Source organism: Micromonospora sp. WMMD714, assembly GCF_029581315.1.
GTDB lineage: Bacteria > Actinomycetota > Actinomycetes > Mycobacteriales > Micromonosporaceae > Micromonospora > Micromonospora rifamycinica.
The window spans coordinates 7,033,248-7,055,653 of the sequence record NZ_CP120744.1; the positions used below are offsets into that span (position 1 = coordinate 7,033,248).

17 protein-coding genes and 1 riboswitch are annotated in these 22,406 nt (G+C 73.3%); of the genes, 10 read left to right on the forward strand and 7 right to left on the reverse strand.

Translation table 11 applies throughout. The annotated features are described in order from the left end of the window. Positions 1-301: 301 nt before the first annotated feature. Positions 302-2,995, forward strand: coding sequence for a sugar-binding protein (locus O7625_RS29905; protein WP_282343303.1), 2,694 nt, complete (start codon positions 302-304; stop codon positions 2,993-2,995). A gap of 69 nt (positions 2,996-3,064) precedes the next feature. Here O7625_RS29905 and O7625_RS29910 read toward each other — a convergent pair whose 3' ends face one another. Then, complete coding sequence (locus O7625_RS29910; RefSeq protein WP_282347142.1) at positions 3,065-4,795, reverse strand: glycoside hydrolase family 3 N-terminal domain-containing protein; 1,731 nt, start codon at positions 4,793-4,795, stop codon at positions 3,065-3,067. A gap of 591 nt (positions 4,796-5,386) precedes the next feature. Continuing rightward, a complete protein-coding gene (locus tag O7625_RS29915) occupies positions 5,387-5,875 on the reverse strand; it encodes a DUF3145 domain-containing protein (protein WP_067315921.1) in 489 nt (162 codons plus the stop codon). A gap of 319 nt (positions 5,876-6,194) precedes the next feature. Between O7625_RS29915 and O7625_RS29920 the strand changes: the two genes are divergently transcribed. Then, on the forward strand, positions 6,195-6,524 hold the full coding sequence (locus tag O7625_RS29920) for a hypothetical protein (protein ID WP_067315918.1): 330 nt from the start codon (positions 6,195-6,197) through the stop codon (positions 6,522-6,524). A gap of 202 nt (positions 6,525-6,726) precedes the next feature. On the opposite strand, the gene O7625_RS29925 is transcribed toward O7625_RS29920, so the two are convergent. Further along, on the reverse strand, positions 6,727-7,368 hold the full coding sequence (locus O7625_RS29925) for a carbonic anhydrase (protein WP_282343306.1): 642 nt from the start codon (positions 7,366-7,368) through the stop codon (positions 6,727-6,729). A gap of 134 nt (positions 7,369-7,502) precedes the next feature. On the opposite strand from O7625_RS29925, the gene O7625_RS29930 reads away from it, so the two are divergent. From O7625_RS29930 to O7625_RS29945, 4 genes are all read left to right on the forward strand, one after another. Then, a complete protein-coding gene (locus O7625_RS29930; RefSeq protein ID WP_282343308.1) occupies positions 7,503-8,468 on the forward strand; it encodes an alpha/beta hydrolase in 966 nt (321 codons plus the stop codon). 346 nt (positions 8,469-8,814) lie between these two features. Then, positions 8,815-10,932 carry an AAA family ATPase gene (locus tag O7625_RS29935; protein ID WP_282343310.1) on the forward strand — a complete coding sequence of 706 codons (2,118 nt, stop codon included), beginning with the start codon at positions 8,815-8,817 and terminating at the stop codon, positions 10,930-10,932. 111 nt (positions 10,933-11,043) lie between these two features. After that, the gene (locus O7625_RS29940) at positions 11,044-11,958 is read left to right on the forward strand and encodes a cation diffusion facilitator family transporter (protein ID WP_282343312.1); all 915 of its coding nucleotides are present in this window, start codon (positions 11,044-11,046) and stop codon (positions 11,956-11,958) included. 209 nt (positions 11,959-12,167) lie between these two features. Continuing rightward, positions 12,168-12,299, forward strand: a riboswitch (cyclic di-AMP (ydaO/yuaA leader). Positions 12,300-12,302: 3 nt separating this feature from the next. Then, the gene (locus tag O7625_RS29945; RefSeq protein ID WP_282343314.1) at positions 12,303-13,361 is read left to right on the forward strand and encodes a hypothetical protein; all 1,059 of its coding nucleotides are present in this window, start codon (positions 12,303-12,305) and stop codon (positions 13,359-13,361) included. 59 nt (positions 13,362-13,420) lie between these two features. Here O7625_RS29945 and O7625_RS29950 read toward each other — a convergent pair whose 3' ends face one another. Both O7625_RS29950 and O7625_RS29955 read right to left on the reverse strand, forming a co-directional pair. Then, entirely contained in the window at positions 13,421-13,894 is a 474-nt protein-coding gene (locus O7625_RS29950) for an SRPBCC family protein (protein ID WP_282343316.1), read from the reverse strand. Between the two features lie 211 nt (positions 13,895-14,105). Continuing rightward, positions 14,106-14,468 carry an STAS domain-containing protein gene (locus O7625_RS29955; protein WP_067309377.1) on the reverse strand — a complete coding sequence of 121 codons (363 nt, stop codon included), beginning with the start codon at positions 14,466-14,468 and terminating at the stop codon, positions 14,106-14,108. 343 nt (positions 14,469-14,811) lie between these two features. On the opposite strand from O7625_RS29955, the gene O7625_RS29960 reads away from it, so the two are divergent. Both O7625_RS29960 and O7625_RS29965 read left to right on the forward strand, forming a co-directional pair. Then, complete coding sequence (locus tag O7625_RS29960) at positions 14,812-14,955, forward strand: hypothetical protein (RefSeq protein ID WP_282267280.1); 144 nt, start codon at positions 14,812-14,814, stop codon at positions 14,953-14,955. A gap of 145 nt (positions 14,956-15,100) precedes the next feature. Next, positions 15,101-15,499 carry a hypothetical protein gene (locus O7625_RS29965; RefSeq protein WP_067309380.1) on the forward strand — a complete coding sequence of 133 codons (399 nt, stop codon included), beginning with the start codon at positions 15,101-15,103 and terminating at the stop codon, positions 15,497-15,499. 291 nt (positions 15,500-15,790) lie between these two features. On the opposite strand, the gene O7625_RS29970 is transcribed toward O7625_RS29965, so the two are convergent. Both O7625_RS29970 and O7625_RS29975 read right to left on the reverse strand, forming a co-directional pair. Further along, the gene (locus tag O7625_RS29970; protein WP_282343320.1) at positions 15,791-18,550 is read right to left on the reverse strand and encodes a cellulose binding domain-containing protein; all 2,760 of its coding nucleotides are present in this window, start codon (positions 18,548-18,550) and stop codon (positions 15,791-15,793) included. A gap of 175 nt (positions 18,551-18,725) precedes the next feature. Next, complete coding sequence (locus O7625_RS29975; protein ID WP_282347144.1) at positions 18,726-20,759, reverse strand: hypothetical protein; 2,034 nt, start codon at positions 20,757-20,759, stop codon at positions 18,726-18,728. Positions 20,760-21,083: 324 nt separating this feature from the next. Here O7625_RS29975 and O7625_RS29980 point away from each other — a divergent pair, with 324 nt between their 5' ends. Then, positions 21,084-21,581: a redoxin domain-containing protein gene (locus tag O7625_RS29980; RefSeq protein ID WP_282343322.1), complete on the forward strand. Its 498-nt coding sequence runs from the start codon at positions 21,084-21,086 to the stop codon at positions 21,579-21,581. Then, on the forward strand, positions 21,578-22,123 hold the full coding sequence (locus tag O7625_RS29985; RefSeq protein ID WP_282343324.1) for a thioredoxin domain-containing protein: 546 nt from the start codon (positions 21,578-21,580) through the stop codon (positions 22,121-22,123). Before O7625_RS29980 ends, O7625_RS29985 begins: the two co-directional genes overlap by 4 nt. Positions 22,124-22,406: the final 283 nt, after the last annotated feature.

The following is a 22,406-nucleotide window of genomic DNA, read 5'->3' on the forward strand; positions in this document are numbered from 1 at the left end:
GGGCGACCGCGGCGACACGGCACCGGACATCCCGGACGGCGGGTACTTTATTTCTTCTTAAAAGAAAGAAATACCTTCCAGGGGATTGACGTAGCACCGGGCCGGTCCCTAGCGTCACCGGACGAAGGCCTTCCAGTGTGTACGGAACCCGTACCGCTGCCCCACCCGGTGCACCGCGTCCGACGACGCCCACCGTTCCCCGTTCCCGCCGCCTCACCGTCCGTTGACGACCCCGCGTCCGACGCCCCGCGTCCGATGCGGACGGTCGCCGCCCGGACGCCGTGGTTCCGGAAGGATCTGCATGCGTATCAAGGGTTTCCTGCTACCCACCGCACTAGCCCTGGCCGTCGCCGGGGCACCCGCCACCGCCGTCGCCGCCCCTGCCGACACCCGCCCCGCCAAGGCCGTCGACCTGGACGTGCTCTTCGTCAGCGCCCACCCCGACGACGAGGCCGGCAGCCTCGCCACCCTCGGCCAGTGGAAGGAGAAGTACGGCGCCAAGGCCGGCGTCGTCACCATCACCCGGGGCGAGGGCGGCGGCAACGCCGTCGGTCTGGAGGAGGGGCCGCCGCTGGGCATCATCCGCGAACGCGAGGAACGCACCGCGATCGGCAAGGCCGGGGTGGAGAACCTCTACAACCTCGACCGGGTCGACTTCTGGTACACCGCGTCCGCCCCGCTGTCCGAGCAGATCTGGGGACACGACGACACCCTGGCCCAGATCGTCCGGGTCATCCGGACCACCCGGCCCGAGATCATCATGACGATGAACCCGTCGCCGACCCCGGGCAACCACGGCAACCACCAGCAGGCCGCCCGGTTCGCCGCCGAGGCGTTCACCGCCGCCGCCGACCCGAACGCCTTCCCGGAGCAGCTCAGCGCCGAGGGGCTCAGCCCGTTCCGGGCCGCGAAGTTCCTGCGCAGCGGCGGCACCGGCAGCTCCGCCGCCGGGCCGCAGTGCGCGACCAGCTTCACCCCCACCGTCCCCACCGACCAGGTCTTCGGCGTCTGGGAGGGCACTCCCAGCGCCAGCGGGAAGACCTGGGCCGAGATCGAGGTCGACGCCCGCCGGGAGTACGTCACCCAGGGCTGGGCCGGCACCGCCGCCGCCCCCACCGACCCGACGAAGATCCGGTGCGACTTCTACACCCTGATCGACAGCCGCGTCCCGTACGACCCGGCGGACACCTCGCCGGAGGCGATCCTGCGCGGCTCGGTGCTGCCGCCGGCGACCGGTGGCCTGCCCAAGGGCACCGAGCTGTACCTCACCACCGACCGGTTCGACCTGGCCCCCGGCGCGACCGTCGAGGTCACCGCGCACCTGCGCGCCCCGCAGAACCGCGCCCTGGTCAAGCCCCGGATCGACCTGCGGCTGCCGGCCGGCTGGAAGGCCAGGGGCTCCGGCGTGCTCAACAACGACGTACCGTCGGGCAAGGAGCGGACCCGTACGTTCACCGTCACCGTGCCGGCCGACGCCGACACCAACCAGCAGCAGCTCATCGGGGCCACTCTGACCACCCGCCAGGGCGTCGGGCGCACCGACCGGGCCGTCCGGGTGGTCGCCGACGTCCGGGGCACCCTGGAGCCACTGCCCGAGGTGGGCACGTTCCGCACCTGGGCCGGTGAGGGCGGATACCCCCAGCTGGACACCCTGATCAAGCCGGTGCTCACCATCGGCTCCGGCCAGCAGCGGTCGGTCCGGATCGACCTGCGCAACCACGGCCGGGTCAGCCGCAGCGGCACCGTCACCCTCGGCCTGCCGGCCGGCTTCACCGCCGACGCGGCCACCAAGAGCTACCCCGCGCTGGCCCCCGGTGCGTCCGGGGCGGTCACCTTCACCGTCACCAACACCGACGCCACCCTGCCGACCGCCAACGAGGGCGGCACGGACGGGGACTACGGCATCACCATCACCACCACCAGCGCCGCCGGCAGCACCGTGGAGACCGGCGCACTGGAGATCGTGCCGACCACCGAGGTCCCGCGGGCCGGCGACGGCACCGTCGACGGGGTGGCCTCGCCCGGCGAGTACCCCGGCCCGGAGCTGGACTTCTCCCGGATCTGGGAGGGGCAGGCCACGACTCCGCAGGACGCCTCGGCGACCGGTCGGATCGCCTGGACCGCCGACGGGCTGAAGGTGATCGTCCAGGTCACCGACGACGTGCTGGGCAAGAAGGTGGTCCCGCAGGACTGCAAGCGGCAGCGCCGCACCGACAGCGTGGAGATCATCGTCGACCCGAAGGGGAACTCGACGGACACCTCCACCGTGTTCAAGGCCGGCATCTTCCCGATCACGGACGACCCGGCCAACGGCAACCCGCCGTGCTGGCAGCGTGACGCCGACAACCGGCAGGGGCCGGGGGCGACCACCGCACCCGGGATGACAGTGGTCAGCAAGGTCAGCTCCCCGTACACCGGGTACACCATCGAGACGATGATCCCGTTCGCGGTGCTGCCCGACGCGGTGGACCCGGCCCGGATGGGCTTCAACGTGCTGGTCTACGACTCGGACACCCAGGACCTCAGCTCGCAGTCCCGGCTGGGCTGGTCCACCTTCACCGGCGTCCGGGCCGACCCGTACCGCTACGGCCTGACCACCCTGCCCGGCTACCAGCCGGCGGCCCGGCAGCCCAGCACGCCGGTGTTCCCGGACACCTCGGCGCGCAGCGTGCACAGCCCGCAGACCATCGCCCAGTCGGCCGTGGACGGGGTGGCTCCGGCCGCCGTGCCCCGGCTGAAGAACTCGGCGCTGCGGCTGACCTCGGCCCAGCGGGTCACCGACGGCGTGCGGGTCACCCTGCGTGCCGACCGGGCCGGCACCGCCTACCTGTACGCCTGGGACGGCGACACGGCCCGGGGTGAGCACACCGTCCGGCTGGCCGCCGGTGACCGGGTCACCGTGACGGTCCCGACCAGCGGGGGCAGCCCGACGTCGCTGCTGGCCGCCTTCGAGTCCGGCGGTGCCGCCGTGGCCCAGCAGGTCCCGCTGAACTGACCCACCACCGTACCGGCCGTGGCCGGTCGTCGACCTCCGTCGGCGGCCGGCCACACCGGTGTCAGGGGGTCAGCTCGCGCAACTCGTGGCGGGCAGCCCGGTCAGCGGCACCGGGGAACGCCCGGTCGGCTTCGCCTTGCCGGCCAGCACCGCGGCGAGCGCGGTCATCGACGCCCGGCTGGACGAGTAGGTGGCCAGCAGGGTCGGCGAGGTCGCCTTCTCCAGCACGTACGGGGTGTCCATCGCCACCGTCACCGCCGCGCCGGCCGCCAGGTCCTTCGGCCCGTCCCCGTAGCCGACCAGGTGGACCCGGGTGCCGCCCTTCGACACCACCCGTACGCCCGCGGCGGTCAACGCCGCGGTGAGCGCCGCCCGGGTCTTGTCCCGCCCGTCGGAGGTGGTGACGCTGACCGGGCCGGACACCGCCGCGCCGCACTTCCCGCGCAGCTGGGTGACCGCCGCGGCGGCCAGCTCGGCGGCGGCGGCGCGGTGCGGGGCGCTGTCGAGCGTGGACATGGCCGGCGTCGGCCGGTCGGCGAGCCGGAACTTCATGGTCAACACCCGGGTGACCGCCGTCACCAGCCGCTCCCGGGGCAGCGAGCCGTCGCGGAGCGCGGCCAGCAGCCCGTCGTACGCCTGGCCGACGTTCGGGGTCATCAGGATCAGGTCGTTGCCGGCGAGCAGGGCCTTCACCGCCGCCTCCCCCGGCGGGTACCGCTTGGCCGGCGGCATGTTCATCCCGTCGGTGATCACCACCCCCTGGAAGCCCAGCTCGCCCCGCAGCACGTCGGTGAGCAGCTTGCGGGAGAAGGTCGCCGGGGTGCCCGGGTCGACGGCGGTGACGTCGAGGTGCGCCGACATGACCGCCATCGCCCCGGCGTCGATCCCGGCCCGGAACGGCGGGAAGGCGACACTGTCCAACTCGGCCCGGGGCTGTGCCACCACCGGGACCTCCTGGTGCGAGTCGGCGGCGCTGAGCCCGTGCCCGGGGAAGTGCTTGACGCTGGCCGCCACCCCGGCGCTCTGCAGCCCCTGGACCGCGCCCGCGACCTGCGCGGCGGCCCGCTTCGGGTCGGCGCCGAAGGACCGCGAGCCGATCACCGTGCTGCGGGTGGCGAGGACGTCGGCGACCGGCGCGAAGTCCAGGTTCACCCCCATCGCGGCCAGCTCGGTGCCGGCGGCCTTCCAGGCTGCCTCGGTCCGGGCCGGGTCGTCGGCCGCCCCGGCGGCGAGCGCGCTGGGCAGCGCGGTCACCCCGTCGGTGATCCGGGTGACCACGCCGTACTCCTGGTCGGTGCCGACCAGGAACGGCGCCGGGCCGGCGGCCAGCTTGCCGGCGGCCTCGCGTAGCCCGGTGGTCAGCTTCTTCACCTGGGCCGGGTTGTCGACGTTGGTGGTGGACTGGTTGCCGGAGGTGGGGTCGTCGGCGCTGAAGCCGACCAGGATCAACCCGCCGAGCCGGTACTTCGCGATCATCTCGGCGGGGGTGTCGACCCCGGCGAGGGCCTGGTTGCCGGCGGCCGAGCCGGGCGTCACCGTGGTCGCCGAGCTGCCGTAGGCGTACGGCATCAGCACCTGGCCGACCAGGTCCTCGTCGCCGAGCGCGCCGGCCAGTGCGGCGGCCCGACCGGCCGGGTCGTCGGCGGTGGGCGCGGCGACGGTCGGGCTGGCTGTCGGGGCGGCCCCGGACAGGGCCGGCGCGGGAACCTGCCCCTCCCCCGCACATCCGGAGGCGAGCAGCGCGGTCAGGGCGGCGACGGCGACGCCGGCACGTCGCGGGGAGATCGGCACCCGGCCCATCCAACCCCCGCCGAAGATCAGCGGCAACCCGGCCAGGTCAGGCGGTGGGGGCGGCGGGCCCGTCCCCGACCGGGTGTCCGGCTCCCCGGCGTGCCCCGGGCAGGACGCGGCCGGGCAGGGTGAGCGGATTCACCCGGACTGCCGCTCGGTCGGCGGCCACCCTCACCCGGGTCGGTGGTCCAGGGTGCCCACCTCGAGTGCGGCCGCTCGTGCGACGGACATGCCCCGCCCACCCGGAACACGGTCACCCGGCCATTCCACGTCGGCGTCGCCCCGGCCGCCGCCTCGGCGTCGGTGCCGCCCACCCGGAACACGGTCACCGGGCCGCTCCACCGGCCGTGCGCGCTCGGGGGTACGACTTCCTGGAGAGCGTTATGCCTGTCCGTCATAAATATGACGGACAGGCATAACGCTCTCCGCGGAGACATTGCGCCCAGGGCGGAGCAGCCGGCACGGAACCCAGCCGTCGGCGCGGTCGGCCGGATCGTCATCGGCACAGGTGCCAGCGGGGTGAGACCGGCGGGGGTGAGACCGGCGGGGGTGACACCGGCGGGGGTGAGACCGGCGGGGGTGAGACCGGTGGGCCTGCGGTCAGCCGACCCGGGTGAGCAGGGTCACCGGCGCGCCGTCCCCGGCGTAGCGGTAGGGCTCCAGCTCGGCGTCCCAGGCGGTGCCCATCGCCTTGTCGAGAGCGTGCGCCAGCGCCTCGGGGCGGACCGAGGCCATGATGCTGCGCAGCCGGTCCTCGCCGAGCTGGATGTCCCCGGCCACGCCCACCGTGGCCCGGAACAGACCCCGGCCGGGCACGTGCATGAAGCGCTCGCCGTCCGCGCCCGCGCTGGGTTCCTCGGTCACCTCGAAACGGATCATGGGCCACTGCCTCAGGGCAGCAGCCAGCTCGGCACCCGTCCCCGGGCGACCGGTCCATCCGCACTCGGCCCGGCGGGCGCCGGGATCGACGGGCTGGGCCGTCCAGTGCAGGTTGACCGGCGCGGCGAGAACGCGCGCGATCGCCCACTCGACGTGTGAGCACACGGCGAGCGGGGTCGAGTGGACGTATACGACGCCACGCGTTGGCACGGTGACCTCCCGGAGAGCGAGGTGCGTCTTCCCCTACGACCTCGACCACCCGAGTGGCTGTTGCCACACATGATGACTGCTGTGACGGATGGTGCGCCAGGGAATCGGAAAATTCGCCGCCGGGAAATACCCGGACCGGTGACTCCGGTTGTGCTCTCCGACGGGCACGATGAGCTGCCAGGCATCGTGGTCGTGTATATTTCTCTGGGCGGTTCTGCGCCGTCGCACCACTTCGCGGGGCCGAGGCCCGACCCGGGCGTCGCCCGCTACAGCCCCCGGACGTTTCCGTCCTCCCGTACGTCTTGCAAGGAGCATCTCCGTGGCGAGCAACACCTCTAAGACCGCGCGCGCGTCAGTCCGGGCCGGCCAGGCTGGCCAGGGTGGCGCCCTCAGCGTGCTGGGCGAGTTCAAGTACCTCATCCCGCTCAACGGCGGCAAGCACGCCTACGTGCGGAACCTGACCAACGGCAAGACCGCGCACCTGCGTACCGACTCCGACGCCTTCGTCGAGGAGATCCGGGTGCTGGCCGGCGCCGGTCACGCCGCCAAGATCCGTGCCGAGATCAACAACCTCGCCGCCGCCCACCCGGGCGACGGCTGGGACAAGACCGAGAAGCGTCTCGTCGAGGCCGGCGTCTTCGAGGGCTGAGTCCCTCCCCGAGCAACACCTGGAACCGCCCGTCGGGTCAACCCGACGGGCGGTTCCCGCTTTCCCGCGGCCGGCAGGTGGGGTGGTCACCCGTCAGCGCCCGGTCGGGGGGGGTCGCCGCCGGGCACAGTCGGGGGTTGGTCGCCGTCAGTGCCCGGCCGAGGGGTGGTCACCGCCGGGCGCAGTCGGGGGGTGGTCGCCGTCAGTGCCCGGCCGAGGGGTGGTCACCGCCGGGCTCCAGCAGGGTGACCTCGCCGGTGTCCAGGTCGTAGAGAGCGCCGACGACGTCGAGCTTTCCCGCCGCGACCGGGCCGGCCAGCAGCTCGTCCGCGCGCAGCGCCCGCACCGTGCGGCACACGTGCCGGCGGACCGCCAGGGGGTGCACGGCCGGATGGTACGGACCCACGTCGGTCACCGCCGGGGTGATCCGGTCGACCACGTACCCCAGGTCGCCGTCCGGCCGCCGCCCGGTGCGCAGGCTCTCCACGGTCGAGGCGACCGCCCCGCACCGCTCGTGCCCGAGCACCATCACCAGGGTCACCCCGAGCTGCTCCACCACGAACTCGATCGATCCCCGCACGGCCCGGTCCAGCACGTGCGCCCCGGTGCGGATCACACAGATCGACCCGAAGGTCTGGTCGAAGATCGCCTCCAGCGGCACCCGCGAGTCGATACAGCCGAGCAGCACCGCGTACGGCTGCTGGTCGCCCGAGGCGACCGCCGCGGCAGCGGTGACGTCGTGCCCGTGGACGGGACGGCCACTGACGAAACGACGGTTGCCGGTGAGCAGCTCGGCCAGCGCCGTCCGGGGCGTCCGGGCAGGTCGGGCGGGTGAACGGGGCATGCCCCCAGCCTGGTCGCCGCGCCGGCCGCGCGCAGCCGGGTCGGGAATCTTCGCACCGGCACGGTTGGCGCGCACTCCGGGCGGGTAGCCGGGTCATGCCGGTCGATGGGTTCCGGGTGCCTGAGGAGGTGGCGATGCCGGATCAACGGGAGCTGCGGCTGCCCGACGGGGTACGCCTGCACGTCGAGGTGAGCGGCCCGGCCGACGCGGAGGCCACCGTGATCCTGCTGCACGGCTGGACGCTGGACGGTCGGGCCTGGCACCGGCAGCGCGCCGACCTGCTTGACCGGTTCGGCGACCGGGTCCGGGTGGTCAGCTACGACGCCCGTGGGCACGGCCGGTCGAGCTGCATGGCGCTGCGGACGGCGACCCTGGCCCAGCTCGGCGACGACCTCGCGGCGGTGGTCGACGAGGTGGCCCCGACCGGGCCGGTGGTGCTCGTCGGGCACTCGATGGGCGGGATGACGGTGATGGAGTACGCCCACCGGCACCCGGCCGACTTCGCCGCCCGTACGGCCGGTCTGGTGTTCGTCTCCACCACCGCCGAGGGGCACACGCACACCGCGTACGGCCTGTCGCCCCGGATCGCCCGGCTGATCCGGGTCGCCGAGACCACCGGGGCCGGGGTGCTGGCCCGGTGCGGCTCCTGGCGGCCACCCCGCCCGTTGCTGCGCGCCCTGGCCCCGAGCATCCGGTGGATGCTCTTCGGCGACCACTGCTCCGGCTCCGACATCCGCCTGGTCACCTCGGCGGTGGCCCGCGCCTCACTGCGTTCGATCGGCGGTTTCCGCGCCTCCATCGGCGCCCAGCACCGGCTCGACACCCTCGCCGCACTGGCGCACCTGCCGGCGGCGGCGCTGGTCGGCGACCGGGACCGACTCACCCCGCCGCCGTGCGCCGAGTCGATCGCGGCGGTGCTGCCGGCCACCGAGCTGACCGTCTGCCCGGGGGCCGGGCACATGCTGATGATGGAACGTCCGGACGAGGTGAACGCCGCCCTCGCCGGGGTGCTCGACCGGGTGCTGACCGCCGTCCCCGCCGGTCGGGCGTCCGCCCGCCGCCCCGCCGACGCCCCGGGCCACCGCACGGCCGCCGCCTGAGCCACCCGGCGGGCACCGCACAACCCCCGTCCCGCGCCGGTCCACGCCCGGCCGTCGGCACCGCGCACCCGTGGGCGGGGGTTCGGCTCGGACCATGGTCGAGCTGGTTAAGCTGTCGGCTCCGCGCACGCGTGGGCGGGGGCAGGGGCGGACGACTGGTCCGCCATCTGGAATGACCCGAAGTCGGCACCGCGCACCCGTGGGCGGGGCCGGTGCCGGCGTCGCCGGAGGTGGCGGAGGTCGCCGGACGGGTATCGGCCCGACGCGGGGTGGGCGGCTGCCCGTACCCTCATTCCGCCTGGCATGCACCCGTGCCCGGCGTCGCCGTCGCACAGGAGCCGGTACGTTGACCGACCAGACCACCCTGGAACAGGAGATCGCCGCCGAACAACGGCATCTCGACCGGGTGTACGCCCGGCTCGCCGAACTGCGCCGGGCGGCCGTCCGCGCCGAGCGGGACGGTTACCGGCTGGCGCGGGTCGGCAACTTCGGCGCGCTGGTGGAGCGGGACGCCATGGTCTTCCACGCCGCCCAGCGTCGGCACCTGCTGGACGCCGAGCACGAGGGGCTGGTCTTCGGCCGGCTCGATCTGCGTGACCGTCAGGTGCTGCACGTCGGCCGGCTCGGGATCCGCGGCGAGAACGCCGAGACGCTGGTGGTCGACTGGCGGGCCCCGGCCGCCGCCGCCTTCTACCGGGGCACCCCGGCGGAGCCGCTGGGGGTGGTACGGCGACGCACCATCAGCTCGTCGGGCGAGAAGGTCACCCGGATCGAGGACGAGCTGCTCGACCCGGCGTCGGCGCCGCCGGACATGCCGGTGGTCGGCGACGGCGCGTTGCTGGCGACCCTGTCCAGGGCGACCGGGCGGGGGATGCGGGACATCATCGCCACCATCCAGCGGGAGCAGGACGAGGTGATCCGCTCCCCCGGCACGGGAGTCACGATCGTCTCCGGCGGGCCGGGCACCGGGAAGACGGCGGTGGCCCTGCACCGGGCGGCGTACCTGCTCTATGCCGACCGCAGCCGGTACGCCGGCGGCGGCATCCTGGTGGTGGGTCCGTCGGCGGTCTTCGTCGAGTACATCGCGTCGGTGCTGCCGTCGCTGGGCGAGGAGACCGCCACCCTGCACTCGCTGGGCTCGCTCTTCCCCGGCCTGTCGGCGACCCGCACCGACGGCCCCGAGGTGGCGGCGGTGAAGGGGTCGCTGCGGATGCGGCGGGTGCTGGAACGGGCGGCCCGGGACGCGGTGCCGGACGGTCCACGGGAGCTGCGGCTGCTCTACCGGGGGACGCTGCTGCGGCTGGAGCGGCGCGAGTTGGACCGGATCCGGGACCGGGCGTTGCACCGGGGTGCCCGCCGCAACGAGGTCCGCCGGGTCGGCTTCGACGGGGTGCTCGCCGCGCTGTACACACAGGCCCGCCGGCTGGCCGTCACCGGGCTGCCCGAGCAGCCCGCCTTCGAGGACGAGATCATCGACCGGCCGGAGTTCCGGGAGTTCCTCAAGGCCTGGTGGCCCCGGCTGCACCCCCGGCATGTGCTGGGCTGGCTGGCCCGACCGGAGCGGCTGCACCGGTACGCGGCCGGCATCCTCTCCCGGGCGGAGACCGCGCTGCTGGCCGGGGCGTACCGGTCGTTGGACACCGAGGGGCTGACGGTGGCCGACATCGCCCTGCTCGACGAGCTGGACGCGCTGCTGGGCAAGCCGGTACGCCCGAAGAGGGCGAGCCGGGATCCGTTCCAGCTCGCCGGTGGGGTCCGGGAGCTGAGCACGTTCGGTGACCGGGAGCGCGCGGCCCGTGCCGCGGCCCGGGAGCGGCCGGAGGACTACCGGGACTACGCGCACGTGGTGGTGGACGAGTCGCAGGACGTCTCGCCGATGCAGTGGCGGATGATCGGTCGCCGTGGCCGGATCGCCTCCTGGACGGTGGTGGGCGACCCGGCGCAGACCGCCTGGACCGGCGACCAGGAGGAGCTGGACCGGGCCCGGGACCAGGCGCTGGGCCGACGACGGCGGCACCGGTTCACGCTCACCACCAACTACCGCAATCCGGCCGAGATCTTCGCGGTGGCGGCAGCCGAGATCCGCCGGATCCACCCCGACCTGGAGCTACCCAGCGCGGTGCGGTCCACCGGGGTGGACCCGGTGGCGCTGACCGTGCCGGCGGCGGAGCTGGCCCCGGCGACGGTGGACGCGGTGGACACGGTGCTCGCCGAGGTGGCGGGGACGGTTGGCGTGATCACGCCGGTGCCCCGCCGGGACGAGGTCGCCGGTTGGCTGGGCGACCGGGGCGGGGCGCGACTCCAGGTGGTGGACAGCCTCCAGGCCAAGGGCATGGAGTACGACGGGGTGGTGCTGGTCTGTCCGGGCGAGATCCGGGCCGAGCCGGGCTCCGGGGTGCGGACGCTCTACGTGGCGCTGTCCCGGGCCACCCAGCGCCTGACCACCGTCGATCCCGTCGACTGAACCACCGGCCCCGAGCGGCCCGAGCCGGCCGGAGGTCCGACCATCACTTGCATACATAGCGATGTGAGCATACATTGGACCGGGTTCGCGGCGGCGACGGAGGGTGTGCAGGTGGGCGCAGGTCATGACCACAGCGCGACGATCAGCAACGCCGCGCACCGGCACCGCAGTCGGCTCTGGGCGGCGTTCGGGCTGCTCACCGTGTTCATGCTGGTCGAGGCGGTGGCCGCGTTCGGCACCGGCTCGCTGGCCCTGCTCTCCGACGCCGGGCACATGTTCACCGACGTGCTCGGCATCGGGATGGCGCTGGCCGCGATCACCGCGACCCGACGGGCCGCGCAGGACCCGCAGCGCACCTTCGGCCTCTACCGGCTGGAGGTGCTCGCCGCACTGGCCAACGCCGTGCTGCTCAGCGGGGTCGCAGTCTACGTGCTGATCGAGGCGGTCCGCCGGTTCGGCGAGCCACCCGAGGTGCTGGCCACCCCGATGCTGGTGGTGGCGGTGCTCGGCCTGCTCGCCAACCTGGTCGCGTTCGCGCTGCTGCGCGAGGGCGCGAAGGAGAGCATCAACCTGCGCGGGGCGTACCTGGAGGTGGTCGGCGACCTGCTCGGCTCCCTCGGCGTGATCGTGGCCGCACTGCTGATCGCCGGCACCGGCTGGTGGTGGGCCGACCCGGTGGTGGCCGTGGCGATCGGCGTGTTCATCCTGCCCCGCACCTGGCGACTCGGGCGGGCGGCGGTGCGGATCCTGGTACAGGCCGCCCCGGAGCACCTCCAGGTGACCGCCGTACACGACCGGCTGACCGCCGTGCCCGGCGTCACCGAGGTGCACGACCTGCACGTCTGGACGCTCACCTCGGGCATGGACGTCGCCTCCGCGCACCTCACCCTGGCCACCGGGGCCGAGGTCGGCACGGTGCTGGCCGCCGCCCGCAGCGCCCTGCGGGACGACTTCCACATCGAGCACGCCACCCTCCAGATCGAGCCGGGCAGCGCCCCCGGCGCCTGCGGCCCGACGCACTGGTGACCGCGGAGGCCAACCGCCCCGCGGGCGGGCGCGATACCACCGGAGCGTCACGGAAGCTCCGCGAGCGCGGCGATCACGCTAGCTTTTGTCCCGTTTACCCCATAAGGGGGTATTCACTCCCGTACCCTCAGTCACGAGGTGGACGGGCGTCCCACCCGTACCGGTAGGCTCGGCTCCGGCCTCCGCCAGGCGGCGCCCACCGGCGCCGGCGGTGGCCGCCGCCTAATCGCCCACCAGGGCGAACCGGGGAACCATGTTCCTGGGGTGCATCCGCGTCAGCGGTAGGGATCTTCCGTCCCGAACCCGTCAGCTAACCCGGTCGGCGGCTGACGGAAGGACTCTGTATGCGGGTAGGAACCACCACGCGGCTGTTGGCCGCAGTCGTCACGACCCTCGCGCTCGGCGTGTCGTCCGCGCCGTTCACCCCGGCCGTCGCCGCGCCCGTCACCCGGTTCGCCGCTCCCGGCGACGACGACGAGGGCGGCACACCGGCGCTCCGCGAGCAGCTCGACGCGGCCAGCAAGGGTTGGGTCGAGGCGAAGGCCGCCCTGGAGCGCTCCACCAAGCGCCAGCAGGAACTCGACGGCCAGCTCAAGAGCATCGAGGCCCAACTGGTCGTGCAGACCGGAAAGGTCGGCCAGATCGCCGGAGCGGCCTACCGCACCGGCCGCCTCGGACCGATGTCCGCCCTGCTCAACAGCAACAGCCCGGGCGGCTTCCTGGACCGCGCGGCGGCGCTGGAGACGGTCGCGGCCCGGGAGGACCAGGAACTGCGCACGATGATCGAGACCCGGGACCAGGCCACCCGGACCCGGGCGGCGGTCAGCCGCGAGATCACCGAGCAGCGCAAGCAGGTCGCCACCATGGGCAAGCGCAAGGATCAGGCCGAACGCGCGTTGGCGGTGGCCGCCGCCGACAAGCCGGCCCCCACCTCCCGGGACTCCGGCAGCTCGGACGGCACGTCCAGCAGCAACGCCAAGGGAGCGCCCCGCAACTCCGACGGCTCCTGGCCGTCCGAGTCGTGCAGCGTCAACGACCCGACGCCGGCCAACGGCTGCATCACCCCGCGCACCCTCAACGCCCTGAACCAGGCCAAGGCCGCCGGCTTCACCCGGTACGTCTCCTGCCACCGGCCCAGCGGGTCCGGCGAGCACCCCAAGGGGCGGGCGTGCGACTTCGCCGCCCAGAAGAACGGCTTCGGCGGGGTGGCCAGTGGCGGCGACCGGACGTACGGCAACAACCTGGCCGCGTACTTCATTCGCAACGCCGACCGGCTCGGTGTGCTCTACGTGATCTGGTTCAAGCGGATCTGGCTGCCGAGCAGCGGCTGGAAGTCGTACAGCGGGGGCAACGGCGACCCGTCCAGCGACCACACCAACCACGTTCACCTGTCGATGATCTGAGCACCAGCTCGGGTGGCCCGTGCACGGCGGGCGGGCCACCCCCACCACCCCGCCGACGGTCAGGCAGCAGCCGGAGCGTCGCCGCCGGACCGGCCGTCCAGCACCGCGCCGAGCCGGCTGGCCAGCCCCAGGTGAGCGGCACGGGCCTGCCGGAAGGCGTAGCCGAACAACGGTGCCGGCGCGGCGAGGGTGATCTCCACGTCGATCCGCAGCAGGTCACCCTCCATCCGGAGCCGGGTGTGGTTGCGGACCGTGGTGGCGGGCTGCTGCCGGGCCACCGTCACGATCTCGTCCTGCCCGACCAGCAGGACGTCGGCCTGGTAGGTGACGGGGAACCGCAGCGGCCCCAACTCCAGCCGGTCGGTGATCGCATAGCTGGCCGCGGCGCCCGGTCGGGCCGGCAACCGGCGCACCCGGACGATCAGGGGATGCAGCTCCTCCTGCCGGGACAGATCGCTCAGCAGCGCCACCGCGTCCGCCCGTGAGCAGTGCGCCTGCACCGTGTAGCTGAAGCTCTCCCGCCGGACCACCACCGGGCCTCCTGACCTGTCGTCGGTCGCCCGATCGTGCCGTACCGGAGACCGGCTGGCAACGTTCCAGCCGGACAGCGACGACACCGACGGTGACAGGAGGTGTTCACACCGGCCCCGCCGGTACCCGAGGTCTTCACACCGGCCCCGCCGGTACCCGGCCGGCAGTGTGCCCGCGGCCTGGCTCAGACCGGCGGCGGGCCCGCGGCCCGGCTCAGGCCCCCGGCAGCACCTCGGGGGTGGCGGCACCGGCGAAGTACGGCTCCGGGGCACCGAAGAGGCCGAGCAGGCCGGTGACCCAGAGCTGCCGGTGCACGAACCGGCTCGGCTCGGTGACGATCAGCTTGACCCCGCTGACCTCGGCCGTCTGGAAGCCGGCGACCATCGCGCTGATGCCGACGGAGTCGATGAAGGTGACCAGCCGCATGTTCAGCTCGATCCGCGCCGGCCGCCCCTTGGCCAGCACCTCGGCGATCGCCTCACGCACCTCGTATGCGGTGTCGACGTCGATCTCGCCACGGGGGGCGATCTCGATGACACCGGCCGGCAGGACCGACTTCACGATCGACAGGCTCACGCGAGCACCTCCACTCGCCCGTCTCCGGGCGCCTCATCAGTACGCGGGCCGCGACCGAGAGTATTCCTCCGATGGCCTCGGTCGCCACCCCTCGGGATGAGCAATTCGCGGATCCGGACGGACCGGACCGTCCCTCTCCGCACCGTTGCTGGTCCTGTTCTCTTCGACTTCCCTTGGACGGCCCGTACGCCCCGGCCGTTCCAACCGTCCCAGAGTAGCGGCCCGGGTCCACCACGACCCGAATCCCGCAGGTCGGGCGAGCCCTGCCGGACGTGGCGGCGCTGGTTGTGCCAGGTACCTAACGTGGGCGAGAGATGGGTCACCACGACGGAGGAGACGATCGATGATCAGGAGACTACTCGGTCTGGCCGGGGTCGGCGCGCTGCTCGCTCTCGTGCTCGCCTGCGGCTTCGGCGGTGGAGACGACGACGATGACGACGACGGGGACGATTTCGCCCGCGCCACGTCCGTGGTCACGGTCCGCTAGCGGCACCGGGGTTTGCGCTCCGGCCGGTCGGGGCACTGGGTCGGTGACCGGCCGGAGCACCGGCCGGCGAGCGAACCGCCACGCGCCGCAGAGACGTCGAAGTCCGAAGTGGCCGCAGACTTCGGCACCCGAGGAGGTAACCACGATGTTCGGCAGCAACCTTCTGGAGCGCCGCAGCAGGCCCGAGCGCATCGCCGACCAGGCCTGGCACCAGCTGCTCTCCGCGGTCGACTCGGCCGGTGACAGCGTCCGGGACGCCGCCCGGTCGGTCCGGGATTCCGGGCTGACCGATGCCGGCGACCTGGTCGGCTCGACCGCCGACGAGGCACGTCGGCGGGCGACCCTCGCCTTCGACGCGCTCGCCGGTCGTCGTCCGGCCCTGCCCTGGGCGTTGCTGATCAGCGCCGCGCTGGTCGGCGCGGCGATCGGCTGGGCCGCCGGCACCGCCGCGCGGGCCGCCGGCAGCCAGAGCGACCGGGCCGCCGACGACATCGAGTTCGTCGACGTGGACCGGCCGAACTCCCCGGTCGGCCTGGACGACTGACCCGGCCCGGCCCTGTTGCACGGCAGGCCCCGGTCGCGCCCCTCGGCGTCGACCGGGGCCTGCACCGTTCCACCACCCCGACCCGACGTCACCCCGACCGGCTGCGCCCCCGCCGCCGACTCCCCTCTCGGACAAGCGCATGATCCACTCCATTGGGCCGAGGTAGCGGCATCACCACGAGCTATGCCGCTACCTCGCCACCAACGAGTCGATCAAGGCCGACGGCGCGGGCCGGACAGGCCGCCGGCTCCCCCGGGTGGACCGGGGGAGCCGGCGGGTGTCGGACAGTCGTCAGCGACTGGTGCAGGTGACCGCCGGGACGGCGTTGCTGCCGGTGACGTTGGCGGTGAAGCCGATGCTGGTGGTGGCACCGGCGCCGAGCGCACCGTTCCACCCGGCGTCACGCACCGAGACGGTCGCCCCGGTCTGGGTGTACGTGCCACCCCAGAGCGAATTGATCGTCTGGCCGTTCGCGAACGTCCAGCCCAGCGTCCAGCCGGCGATCGCGCTGGTACCGGCGTTGCGCACCGTCACCTCGCCCTGGAAACCACCGGGCCACGATCCGGTCACCTTGTACGTCGCCGCGCAACCGCCGGTCGGCGGAGGCGTGGTCGGGGGCGGCGTGGTCGGCGGGGGCGTGGTGGGCGGAGGCGTGGTGGGCGGAGGCGTCGTCGGCGGGGGCGTGGTCGGCGGAGGCGTCGTCGGCGGAGGCGTGGTGGGCGGGGGCGTCGTCGGCGGAGGCGTGCCACCGAGCCGGTCGGCGACCAGGATGCCCCGGCCGTTGGTGCCCAGGTAGACCCGACCGTAGACCCTCGGGTCACCGGTCAGCGCCTCGCCCGCGTTGCCGTACTGGTGCTGGTCGTCGTTGATCCGCACCCACGCCGCGCCGGCGTTGTCGGAGCGGTAGACACCGCTCTTGCCGTCGACGGTGCCGAAGGTGAACACCGCCGGGTACGTCTGCCCGGGGGCGGCCTTGCCGAAGCCGACGTTCACCGCCGCCGACACCCCGGCCAGCTTGGTGAAGCTCGCCCCGGAGTCGGTGGAGCGCCACAGCCCGCCCTCACCGGCCAGCCAGATGTCGCCCTCCTTGCCGGGCACCGCCTTGAACTTGACGTTGCCGGTGGCGGGCAGGCCGGTGGCGGCGGAGGCGGTGAAGCTGGCCCCACCGTTGCTGCTGACGTAGAACTTGCCGGCGCTGAAGCCGTAGAACTTGTTCTTGTTGACCCGGTCGGACTCGACCACGGCGTTGGCCGGGATGCCGGTGGCCGCGGTCCACGAGTTGCCGAACCCGACCGAGCGGATCACCTGCTGCCCGGGGTCACCCGGGGCCCAGACGAACTGGCTGCCGTCGGCGGCGGCGGCGACCGTGCCGCCGTTGTTGACCCCGCCGGGCTCGCTGCCCTGGAACCAGTTCGCCCCGCCGTCGGTGGAGAACGCGACGTGGCTGTCGTTGGGGCGGTCGGCGTCGGTGAAGTTGCCGGCCCGGACCATCGTCGCCGGGTTCGCCTCGGCGTAGTCGAGGCTGGTGGTGGTGGTGAAGACCGGCTGGGTGAACAGCATCGGCGGCACCGCGTCGAGGTCGGTGTGCCGGAAGCCGCCGATGTCACCGAGCCCGCTGATCAGCGGCGCCCCGGTGGGCGGGCTGATCAGGTCCTGTACGGCGGTCTCCTCCAGGCCCTTGACCATCGGTTTGATGGTGAGCTTGCCGCCGGTGTCCCACTTGGTGAGGTCGTTGCTGCCGTAGATGGTCGCGCCGGTGCCGTACATGAAGCGGTTGGAGTCGAACGGGTCGATCTCCACCGACTCGTTCATCCAGCCCAGCTTCGGGGACTCCTCCGGCGGGGCCGGGTTGGCCCCGAAGGTCAGCCACGGCACCGAGCTGATGTCCATCGTGAACTTCTTGGTGCGCTCCGGGTAGCTGCCGAACTCCCAGATCCGGCTCCAGGTCGCGCCGCCGTCGGTGCTGCGCCAGAAGATCGCGTCCGGCCACCAGGAGATCTGGGTGGCGACCATCAGGGTGTTCGGCTTCTGCCGGTCGATGGTCAGCCCCGAGTAGCCGAAGTAGGCGTCGCTGCTGGACGACGGGATCGGGCTGATCTGCGTCCACGCGCCGGTGGCCCGGTTGAACTTCCAGACGTCACCCTTGCCGCCGTCGTACGGGCCGCCGGTGTCGCTGGTGGCGATGTAGAGGAAGCCGCCGACCGGGTCGACCACGCCCTTGTGGGCCAGGTAGCCGGTGGGCTGGCCGGCGATCCGCTCCCAGCTCGTGCCACCGTTCGTCGAGCGGTACACCGGGTTCGCCTTGTCGGCCACCCCGACGTAGATGGTCTGGGTGGCGTTACCGGCCGTACCGGTGCTCTTGTCGAAGGTGACCCAGGTCAGACCCTGGTTCTGGCTCTGGTAGCCGGTGGTGTCGTTGGGGTCGGCCCGGTAGTTGCCGACGTTCGGGAAGTTCGCCACCTTGGCCCAGGTGGCCCCGTAGTCGGTGCTGCGCCACAGGCCGTTGCCGCCCTCCGCGCCGTAGTAGAGCACGCTGTTCTTGTTGGGGTCGACGGCGAGCCGCTCCCCCATGCCCCGGCCGGGCATGTTGCCGCCGTTCTTGAACGGCAGCGCGGTGGCCTGCCAGGTGGCGCCCTTGTCCGAGGAGCGCAGGATCGCGCCGTTGTTCGGATCCCAGTCGTTGGTGTACATGCCGACGGCCGCGTACACCCGGTTGGTCTGCACCGGGTCGGTGGCCAGGCTGACCACCCCGTTGTAGCCCCACTTGTCCGCGCCGACCCAGTCGAGCAGCGGCGTCCAGGACTGGCTGGACTGCTCCCAGCGGTACGCGCCGCCGATGTCGGTGCGCGCGTAGATCAGGTTCTTCTCGGTCTGGTTGAAGATGATGCCGGGGACGAAGCCGCCGCCGTCGATCCGGACGTTCTTCCAGGTGTACGGTTCCGCCGCCGCCGCGGCGGCCTCGGTGGACGGTGCGATGGTGAACTGTACGGCCACGACGGCCGTCGCGGCGGCCAGCACGGTGGTGACCGCGCCGACGAGACTTCTCCGCATCTGCGGTTCCTCTCGGGATGCCAGGGTGAGGTGCGACGGCCCGACGAGGGACGTCGACAGGTGCGAAGAGCTGCCCTGGCTCCCCGCCGGCACGCTTGGCTCCCGCTGCCGAAGAAGAAGTCAACAGTAACCGGTACGCCGCCGAATTAGGAAGCGCTCCCAACTAACTCGGCCATCAGAGCCGGTAGATGACGTCCTCGCCGACCATCTCGCGACTGATACCCAGCCCGTCCACCGGCCGGGCGGCCACGTCCGCCCACGGGGTGCCCGGTGCCCAGCCGGGCAGCAGCACCACCGTGCGCAGCCCGACCTGCCGCAGGTACGCCACCGAGGTGGCGTCCGGGAAGGTCATGCTCGCCGCCCGGATCCGCTCCTGGGACTGCGGGGTGAACGACGCGAGCCCGTTGACCACCTTGGGGAACCCGTCGGTGGACCAGAGCATCACGTGCAGTTCCCGGATACCGTCGCTGGGCAGCACCAACGCCGGACCGGTCAACCCGCGCAGCACGGCCGGCTGCTCCGGTGCCGGCACGTGCGGGGTGCGGTTGACCCCCTCCAGCAGGACCAGCACCAGCGGCAGCAGCAGCGCCAGCCGGGCCAGCCGCCACCGCGGCCCGCCCTGCTTCCGGGCCGGCTCCGGGGCGACCTCCTGCGTCGCCGCTGCGGACCAGGCCGCCGGCCGCAGCACCGGCCGCGCCCCGGGCTCCGCGTCCGCCCACGCCGCCGGCCGCAGCGCCGACCGCGCCCCCACCGGTTCGGGCACCTGTTCCTCGGCCGGTCGCGCCCCCGACGCCGGCTCCGGCCCCGGCTCCGGCCCCGGCTCCGTCGACCCTGGCTCCGGCTCCTGCTCCCCGGCCGGTCGCGCCCCCGACGCCGGCACCTGCTCACCGGCCGGCTCCGTCCCCGATGCCGGTTCCGGCAGCGGGTCACGGGCCGGAGCGGACGCCGGCTCGCGCACCGTCAACACCCCTGCGGCGAGCAGGCCGAGCAGCAGGGTCGTCCACAGCACCAGCCGGCCCGGGGTGCGTACCCCGTCCCAGCCGGGGGCGTGCTCGACCAGCGTCACGTAGCCCGGGTCGCCGTCGCCCCCGAACGTGGTGCCCGCCGCCAGCGCCACACTGACCAGCGCCGCACCGGCCAGCATCAGCCGGTGCCGCAGCCGCCACGCGGAGAAGAAGATCCCGGCCATCGCCACCGACAGCAGCACCACCCCGGGCAGCAGCGTCATCTCACCGGGAAAACCGAGCGTGGCCCGGGCCGCCTCGTGCCGCTCCCCCCACAGCCAGGACTCCGGCGGGGCGGTGACGAACCCGCGCCACGACGGGGAGAACATCTCGATCTGCGCCACCGTCCGCCGGCCGGACGGGTTGCGGGCCACCACCTCGAAGTACGGCGCGGCCATCGCCAGGGTCACCCCGGCGAACCCGATCCCGCCGGCCAGGTCGGCCAGGAGCAGGCGACGCGGCACCGCCGGACGGGACCGGCGACGCCACCACACCACGCCGTACGTCACCGCGACGCCGAGGCAGATCAGCCCCAGCACGTACGCGAAGGGCAGGCCGATGCCGAAGCCGAGGGTGACCTGCCAGGCGGCGGTCGCCCAGCCGGCGACCACCCAACCGGGGCGGATCCGGTCGGGGCGGTGACCGTGCCGCAGCGACCAGCCGTGCCCCCGGGCCAGCATGGCCAGTGCGAGGGCGATCCCGCCGATGCTGAGCACGTGCAGGTGACCGGCCTGGGCGAGCTTCCACGGGGCGTAGGCGAAGGACACCCCGGCCACCGCCGAACCGGCCAGACCGGCCCCCAACTGCCGGGCCAGCGCGTACGCGCCGAACAGGGCCAGCGCGTGGGTCAGCATGTAGAGCAGGTTGTAGCGCACCACGGCGGCCACCGGACCGTCCCCGATCATGCCGAACGGGGCGTAGCCGAGCAGCGTGTCGGAGTAGGCGTAGGTGTACGGCTCGGGATAGAACGTGTTCGAGTGCCAGACCTGAAACGGGTTGGTCAGCAGCGCGTGCCCGCCCCAGGCCACCTGCCAGGCCTGGAGCGTCGGATCCCCGGTGTCCTGCGGGATGGTGCTCGCCGGATCGCGCAGGGTCGGCCAGGTCAGCACCACCGCCAGCACCAGCGCGGCGACCGCCGCCAGCGTCCACTCGTGCCGGGCCACCCGCCACGACACACCCGCCAGCCGGCGGCCGACAATCCGCATCCGATCGACGTCCATCTCTCCACCCCGCCCTTCGCCGTCCGTCAGACTGCCCGAGTCCGATCCGGTTGTCGACACCGCGACCCGCCCGAATTTCGACGCCGGGTCCGCTCCGTCGGTCCGAATCCGATCTGACCGGGCGGCCGGGCGGCCGTCGGGGCGGCCCGGACACCGGAGGATGCCCGCCACGGACCACCCGGCGGTGACGGCCGGAAAGGGCGCGGCTGGCACCCGCCCTGACCGCCCGGAAGGCACGGCCGACGGCCTGCCGAGGACCACCCGGCCCGGGTGAGCCGGCCTCACCCGGGCCGGCGGAGGGTGGGAGGCATGACTGGATCCGACGGACTGATCCGACCCGGAGCTCCGGCCCCCGCGTTCACCCTGCCGGCCACCCCGGACGGGCGACAGACCGGACCCGGGCAGTTCCGTGGCCGACCGGTGGTGCTCGCCTTCTACCCCGCCGACTGGTCCCCGGTCTGCGCCGACCAGATGGCGCTGTACCAGGCCGCGATGCCCGAGTTCGAGCGGTACGGCGCGGCCGTGCTGGGCATCTCCGTGGACAGCATCTGGTCACACCGGGCCTTCGCGGCGGCCAAGGGCATCCGGTTTCCGCTGCTTGCCGACTTCGAACCCAAGGGCGAGGTGAGCCGCAGCTACGGGGCGTACACCCCGCAGGGGCAGGCCACCCGGGCCCTGGTGGTGGTCGACCCGGCCGGCACGGTGGCCTGGAGCTACCTCTCCCCGGCCGAGGTGAACCCCGGGGCCGACGGCATCCTCGACGCGCTGGACCGGCTCGGTGCCGAACGGCAGGTGACGGCCCGATGAGTACCCCGTTGCAGGTCACCGCCCGACTCCGGACACCGGTGACCGAATCCGACCACATCCGCGGCCCGGTGGACGCCCCGGTCACCCTGGTCCAGTACGGCGACTTCCAGTGCCCGTACTGCGGGGCGGCGTATCCGAACCTGGCGGAGCTGCTGCGGCAGCGCCGGGACACGGTCCGGCTGGTCTACCGGCACTTCCCGATCACCAACCTCCACCCGTACGCCGAACGGGCCGCCGAGGTGGCCGAGGCGGCGGGGCGGCGGGACCGGTTCTGGGAGATGCACGACTGGCTCTACGAACACCAGGACCAACTCGACCCGGTGCACCTGGCGCTCGGCGTGGAGCAGGTGGGGCTGCCGCCGGACGAGATCGGCGCGGAGGTCGACCGGAGCGCCTACGGCGACCGGGTGCGGCACGACTTCACCGGGGGCATCCGCAGCGGGGTGAACGGCACTCCCACCCTGTTCATCGACGGCCACCGCCACGAGGGCGGCTTCGACCTACCCGCCCTGTTGACCGCAGTGGACACCACCACCCCGTAACCAACCCGCCCACCCCACCACCCGCGCCCCACCCCACCCCACGCCCGCGCCCCACGCCCGCCCCGCGCCCCGCCCTCGCCCGCCCCGCCCCGGCCCCGGCCCCAGCCCCAGTGATCAAGAGGTTTACGCCATCTTGAAGATCAAAGTTGACGCAGACCTCTTGATCACGTGACGCAAACCTCTTGATCACCGGGGGCGGGCGGGCACGGAGGGTGGGGCGAGGAGGATGGGCACGGAGGGCGGGGCGAGGAGGGCTGGGTGGGATGGGCACGGTGGGGAGGGG

Coding starts and splice junctions, on each gene's coding strand:
- O7625_RS29905 (WP_282343303.1), top strand. CDS start 302: ATGCGTATCAAGGGTTTCCTGCTACCCACCGCACTAGCCCTGGCCGTC.
- O7625_RS29980 (WP_282343322.1), top strand. CDS start 21,084: ATGACTGGATCCGACGGACTGATCCGACCCGGAGCTCCGGCCCCCGCG.
- O7625_RS29930 (WP_282343308.1), top strand. CDS start 7,503: ATGCCGGATCAACGGGAGCTGCGGCTGCCCGACGGGGTACGCCTGCAC.
- O7625_RS29945 (WP_282343314.1), top strand. CDS start 12,303: ATGCGGGTAGGAACCACCACGCGGCTGTTGGCCGCAGTCGTCACGACC.
- O7625_RS29925 (WP_282343306.1), bottom strand. CDS start 7,368: ATGCCCCGTTCACCCGCCCGACCTGCCCGGACGCCCCGGACGGCGCTG.
- O7625_RS29965 (WP_067309380.1), top strand. CDS start 15,101: ATGTTCGGCAGCAACCTTCTGGAGCGCCGCAGCAGGCCCGAGCGCATC.
- O7625_RS29910 (WP_282347142.1), bottom strand. CDS start 4,795: ATGGGCCGGGTGCCGATCTCCCCGCGACGTGCCGGCGTCGCCGTCGCC.
- O7625_RS29970 (WP_282343320.1), bottom strand. CDS start 18,550: ATGCGGAGAAGTCTCGTCGGCGCGGTCACCACCGTGCTGGCCGCCGCG.
- O7625_RS29985 (WP_282343324.1), top strand. CDS start 21,578: ATGAGTACCCCGTTGCAGGTCACCGCCCGACTCCGGACACCGGTGACC.
- O7625_RS29960 (WP_282267280.1), top strand. CDS start 14,812: ATGATCAGGAGACTACTCGGTCTGGCCGGGGTCGGCGCGCTGCTCGCT.
- O7625_RS29975 (WP_282347144.1), bottom strand. CDS start 20,759: ATGCGGATTGTCGGCCGCCGGCTGGCGGGTGTGTCGTGGCGGGTGGCC.